The organism is Acidovorax sp. HMWF018 (assembly GCF_003061035.1).
Lineage (GTDB): Bacteria > Pseudomonadota > Gammaproteobacteria > Burkholderiales > Burkholderiaceae_C > Acidovorax > Acidovorax delafieldii.
In genome coordinates this window covers 1-4,930 of the sequence record NZ_QAIM01000361.1, presented here as the reverse complement: position 1 = coordinate 4,930, position 4,930 = coordinate 1, and the positions used below count along the sequence as shown (strand labels likewise).

The 4,930-nt window shown below is 66.3% G+C and carries 4 protein-coding genes and 1 pseudogene; 2 read left to right on the top strand and 3 right to left on the bottom strand.

What is annotated here, in order from left to right; genetic code table 11:
• The 3 genes and pseudogenes from DBR23_RS13945 to DBR23_RS13935 form a co-directional block, all read right to left on the bottom strand.
• Positions 1 to 214: pseudogene (locus DBR23_RS13945) on the bottom strand (hypothetical protein); the annotation flags it as partial.
• A gap of 104 nt (positions 215 to 318) precedes the next feature.
• Positions 319 to 1,557: a PLP-dependent transferase gene (locus DBR23_RS13940; RefSeq protein ID WP_108498656.1), complete on the bottom strand. Its 1,239-nt coding sequence runs from the start codon at positions 1,555 to 1,557 to the stop codon at positions 319 to 321.
• A gap of 100 nt (positions 1,558 to 1,657) precedes the next feature.
• The gene (locus DBR23_RS13935) at positions 1,658 to 2,149 is read right to left on the bottom strand and encodes a BON domain-containing protein (RefSeq protein WP_108498655.1); all 492 of its coding nucleotides are present in this window, start codon (positions 2,147 to 2,149) and stop codon (positions 1,658 to 1,660) included.
• Positions 2,150 to 2,294: 145 nt separating this feature from the next.
• Here DBR23_RS13935 and DBR23_RS13930 point away from each other — a divergent pair, with 145 nt between their 5' ends.
• A complete protein-coding gene (locus DBR23_RS13930; protein ID WP_108498654.1) occupies positions 2,295 to 3,986 on the top strand; it encodes a SulP family inorganic anion transporter in 1,692 nt (563 codons plus the stop codon).
• Positions 3,987 to 4,077: 91 nt separating this feature from the next.
• Complete coding sequence (locus DBR23_RS13925) at positions 4,078 to 4,851, top strand: GGDEF domain-containing protein (RefSeq protein ID WP_056065041.1); 774 nt, start codon at positions 4,078 to 4,080, stop codon at positions 4,849 to 4,851.
• The last annotated feature ends 79 nt before the right edge of the window (positions 4,852 to 4,930 follow it).

Here is a 4,930-nt window from a genome sequence, read left to right as displayed (position 1 = left end):
GGCTGACCCCTTCCGGTGGCTGCGGCGCGGCGCGCACATCGTCCAGGCCGCGCCGCAGCCACCGGAAGGGGTCAGCCACGCGCAACGGCTGCAGCTGCACGGGCTGCGCCGTCTGGGCCTTCACGCGGTCGGCAATGGCCTCGGCCTGCCGGGCCTCGGAGGTGTCTGGGGTGCCAAGGGTGTCCGGCGGAGGCTTGGAGGATGTCGCGTTCATGCCGCCACACTAAGCCCGCCCGTTCGGCTGCGCCACTGAGGAAAGCCCGTAGCCCACACGAAATCCAGCGGCAGTGGGCCGCGCCGGACCCTTGCCGAGGCCGCTCAGCCCTGGGTGAACGCGCGTTCCATCGCCTGTTGCAGGTCGCGCCGCAGGTCCTCCACAGCCTCCAGGCCGATCGAAAACCGCACCAGCGTGCCCGGCTTCAAATGGGCGGGCGGCCGACTGCGCATACTGGTAATGTTGTAAGGGACGACCAGGCTCATGGGGCCGCCCCAGCTGTAGCCCAGCTTGAACAAGCGCAAACCGTCGCAGAAGGCATCCACCTGCTGTTGCGTGTACCGGGCGTCGATCATCACGCTGAACAGGCCAGCTGCCAGCCCCTGCCCGCCGTGCGCAGCGCCACACAGGCCCTTCCAGTGTGCATGGCCGGGCGCGCCTTCCAGCGCGGGGTGCAGCACTTGCGCAATGGCGGGTTGCTGCTGAAACCACCGCGCCAGGTGGCGGGCAGCGTCATCGTGGGCGCGATAGCGCAGTCCGATGCTGGGCAGCGCACGCAGCACGGCCTCGGCGTCGTTGGCCCCCACGCCCAGTCCCAGCCGCATGTGCGTCAGCTTGATCTTCATGTGCAGGCCCGGGTCGCGCGTGATCACGCTGCCCATGAGCACGTCACCTCCACCGCTCGGATACTTGGTGAGCGCATGGGCCGAGATGTCCACCCCCAGGCTGCCGTCGCCGGTCAGGTCAAAGGGCGCAAACGCCAGGCCCGCGCCCCAGGTGTTGTCCAGCGCGGTTATCACGCCCCTATCGCGGCAAATGCGCACCTGCTCGCACAGGTCCGGAAACTCCATGCTGACAGAGCCCGGCGCCTCCAGCCAGACCAGACGGGTGGCCGGCGTGATGCGGGCAGCCAGGTCGGCCGGATCCAACGGGTCGTAAAACACATGGGTGATCCCGAACCGGGCGAGTTCGCCATTGGCCAGATCCTTGCCGGGCCCGTAGGCGTTGTCGGGAATCAGCACCTCATCGCCGGGCTTGACGAGCGCCAACCCCACGTTGGCAATGGCCGCCAAGCCACTGGGCACCAGCACACACTGCAGACCGCCCTCCAGCGCACACAGGCGCTCTTCGAGGATGAAGGTCGTGGGCGTGCCGTGCAGCCCGTAGGTGTAGCCGCTTTTGTCTTTCCACTCGCGCGAGCGCATGGCCGCAACGCTGGGAAAGATGACGGTGGAGGCCTTAAAAACCCCCGGTTGGGGAGCTACAAAACCGGCCGGAGGCTGGTAGTCGTGGTGGACGATATGGGTGGCAAGATCAATGTCGTGGTCTTTCATGCCAGCCATGGTAGCGCGCCGTCCGGAGTGACCCGGGCGGCGCTCAGATCGCTTGGCGATCACACCGCAGGGCTTGGGATGCATGCACCACAAGCCCTGCAGGTTGGCATTAACCAGCCGTCACGACCAGCTGGTTGTTCACCGAGGTCACGCCACTCACGCCCTTGGCGATGGTCTCGGCGCGGTCACGGGCCACCGTGGAGGGTGCGGGCCCGTTGAGCGTGACCTTGCCGTTGACAGTGTCTACATTGATCTTGACGGCGCTCAGGTCGGGATCCTTAGCCAGGCCCGCGCTTACCTGGGCGGTGATGGTGGCATCGTCGATCACGCCCTTGGCGGAGTTGGCTGCCTGTTTGGCCGTGGCTTCCGCATTGGCGGCGCCCTGCTCCATCTTGGTCTCTGCGTTCTGCATCGCGCCCTCGGCCTTTACACGGGCGTCAGCTGCGGCTTGTTCGGTCTTTTCGACGGCAGAGTCCAGTCGCTGGCCCACGGTGGGCTCTTCGGTCTTGTTGCAGGCGGCCAGGCCCAGGGCCAGGGCACTCACGGCCAGAATGCTCGCAACGCGATGGGTGGGACGGTCGATCAGATTCTTGGGGTTCATGCAATGACTCCTTGCGGTTGAAACATGGCCTCACTGTAGGCAGCGGGCCGCGGCTTGCGGGTCGGACATCGCCGAAGTGCTTGTAGGACGGCAACGCCAGCCGCGCATCGGCCGCAGTCCCTGCTGAGCGGGTGACAATCGGGGCATGACCGTGTCTTCGCTCGCCCGTTGGCTTCCTTTTTTGAAATGGCCCCGCCCTGACCGACAACTGCTCAAAGGGGAGTTCTGGGCGGGCATGACGGTGGGGCTGATGCTGGTGCCGCAGGGTGTGGCCTATGCGGCACTGGCGGGCATGCCGCTGGTCACGGGCATCTACGCATCGCTGATTCCGGCGCTGGTCGCCGTGCTGTTCAGCTCATCCACGCGGCTGGGGGTGGGGCCCACAGCGCTCACCAGTTTGCTGATCGGCGCCTCGCTCACCGGCCTGGCGGAGCCAGGCAGTGCGCAGTGGGTGGCCCTGGCGGCATGGATGGCCCTGCTGTCGGGTCTGCTGCAGATGGTGATGGGCATGGCGCGCTTTGGCTGGTTGCTCAACCTCGTGACCTCACCCGTGCTCAATGGTTTTACGCAGGCGGCGGCCCTGCTGATCCTGGGGTCGCAGTTGGGGGCACTGACAGGGTTGCGGGCTGCCGACTGGGGCGCCCTGCTGTCCACGCCATCGCTGGGGCTGTTCGACCTGACTGCAGCGGGCTTCGGCCTGGGGAGCCTCGCTTTGCTGATGCTGGCGCGCCGCGTGTTGCCCCAGTTCCCGGCGGCCATCGTGGTGGTGGGTGCTGCGGGTGCTCTGAGCTGGGCTCTGGGTTATGCCGATGCAGGTGGCGCAGTGGTGGGCGCCTTGCCATCGGGCTTGCCAGCGCCCTATTGGCCCGGTGCCCTGCCCTGGTCCAGCTTCAGTGCATTGGTCATGCCCGTGCTGGTGGTGACGCTGGTGAGCTTTCTGGAGACGGCATCGAGCGCCAAGGTGGAAAGCCAGCGCTCCAAGGAGCAGTGGAACGAAAACCAGGACCTGATTGGCCAGGGCCTGGCCAAGATCAGCAGTGGCCTGTGCGGCAGTTTTGCCACGAGTGCGTCGTTTTCACGCTCGGCCATCAACCTCTACGCCGGTGCCAAGACGGGCTGGGCCACACTGTTTGCGATCAGCCTGGTGCTGGTCGTGCTGCTGTGGTTGACGCCCGCGCTGTACCACGTGCCGCAGTCGGTGCTGGCGGCGGTCGTGGTCACGGCCGTCACCAGCCTCATTAAACCGGGCACCCTGGTGAGGCTGTGGCGGGTGTCGCGGGTAGAGGCAGTGATCGGCGGCGTCACCTTTGCCCTGACCCTGGCCACGGCGCCGCGCATGTACTGGGGCGTGCTGGTGGGCTTGCTGATGAATCTGAGCCACTTTCTCTACCAGCGACTGCACCCGCGCATCATTGAAGTGGGCCTGCACCCTGATGGGAGCCTGCGCGACCGGCACCTGTGGCACTTGCCGCCACTGGCACCCCGGCTGCTGGCGCTGCGCATGGACGCGGAGCTGGACTTTGCCTCTGCCAGCGCTCTGGAGCGGCGCGTGACCGAACACCTGGCCGCCCACCCCGAGGTGCTGCACCTGTGTCTGCTGGCGCAGCCCATCAACCGCATCGATGTGACCGGCGTGGAAACCTTCGCCCAGTTGCTGGCGCAAATGGAACTGCGGGGTGGAACATTGCATCTGAGCGGACTGAAGCTGCCAGCAGAGCAGGTGCTGCGGCAGGCGGGGTTGCTGAAGCTGGGCCCCGGGCTGGCCATGTACCGCACCGATGCCGAGGCGCTGGTGGCGCTGCAGCAGCTTCCCGAGTCCGTCGTGGCCCGTGCGTAGACCGGGTTTCACCTACGCCGCGCCGGCGTTGCGTTGGCCCTGTTCTTGCTGGCGCACTGGTACACTTGCCTAACTCTTTTTGTTCCAATTTGTGTCTGACTCTGCGGCCTCTCATCTGGTAGATCTGCGCGACCTTCGCCTGGATACTGCTCACGCTCTGGTGGCTCAGGCCGGCGGCAGCGAGGCAGCACTGCACCGCGAGGTGCCTTCTCTGTACCTGCAGGGTCTCATCGATGGCCTGTGCGAGCTGTCGCTCAAAGACCCGCTCACCGGCCTGGCCAACCGCAGACATTTCCGCGCCGTGCTCGAGCGCGAGATCGACCGCGTCACGCGCTCAGGCGAGGCGGCACTGCTGCTGATGCTGGACATTGACCATTTCAAGAAGGTGAATGACACCCACGGCCACCTGGCTGGTGACGTGGTGTTGCAGTCAGTGGCCCGCACGCTCAGTGCTTGCGTGCGCCCCATGGACACCTTGGCCCGCTACGGCGGCGAAGAATTTGCCGTGGTGCTGCCGGCCTGCCAGGCTGCTTTTGGCCGCGTGGTGGCAGAACGCATCCGGCGCGCGGTGGCCAACACGCCCATCCGCATTTCCCCCACGGTGGAGCTGAACGTCACCGTGAGCATCGGCGGAGCGTTTGCCATGCAGTGGATCCGCTCCACCACCCTGCTGTGGACCGACCGGGCCGACCACCAGCTCTACCAGGCCAAGGCGTCGGGCCGCAACCGCGTCAGCATCGAGGAACAACCCGACAGCACCGTCAGTGCCGAAGAGAAAAGCCTGTTGTTTGGCCCGCTCTACACCCCTTCGGGTTGGGGCGACCTGCCTCCACTGGACCCCAACCCAACAGGCAGCGCCTACTGAAAGTTAGATGATGAGCGACGCGCTGTCCCCCCAACCCACAACGCCTGCAGCCCCTGCAGGCCCTGCCACCCCCCTGGCC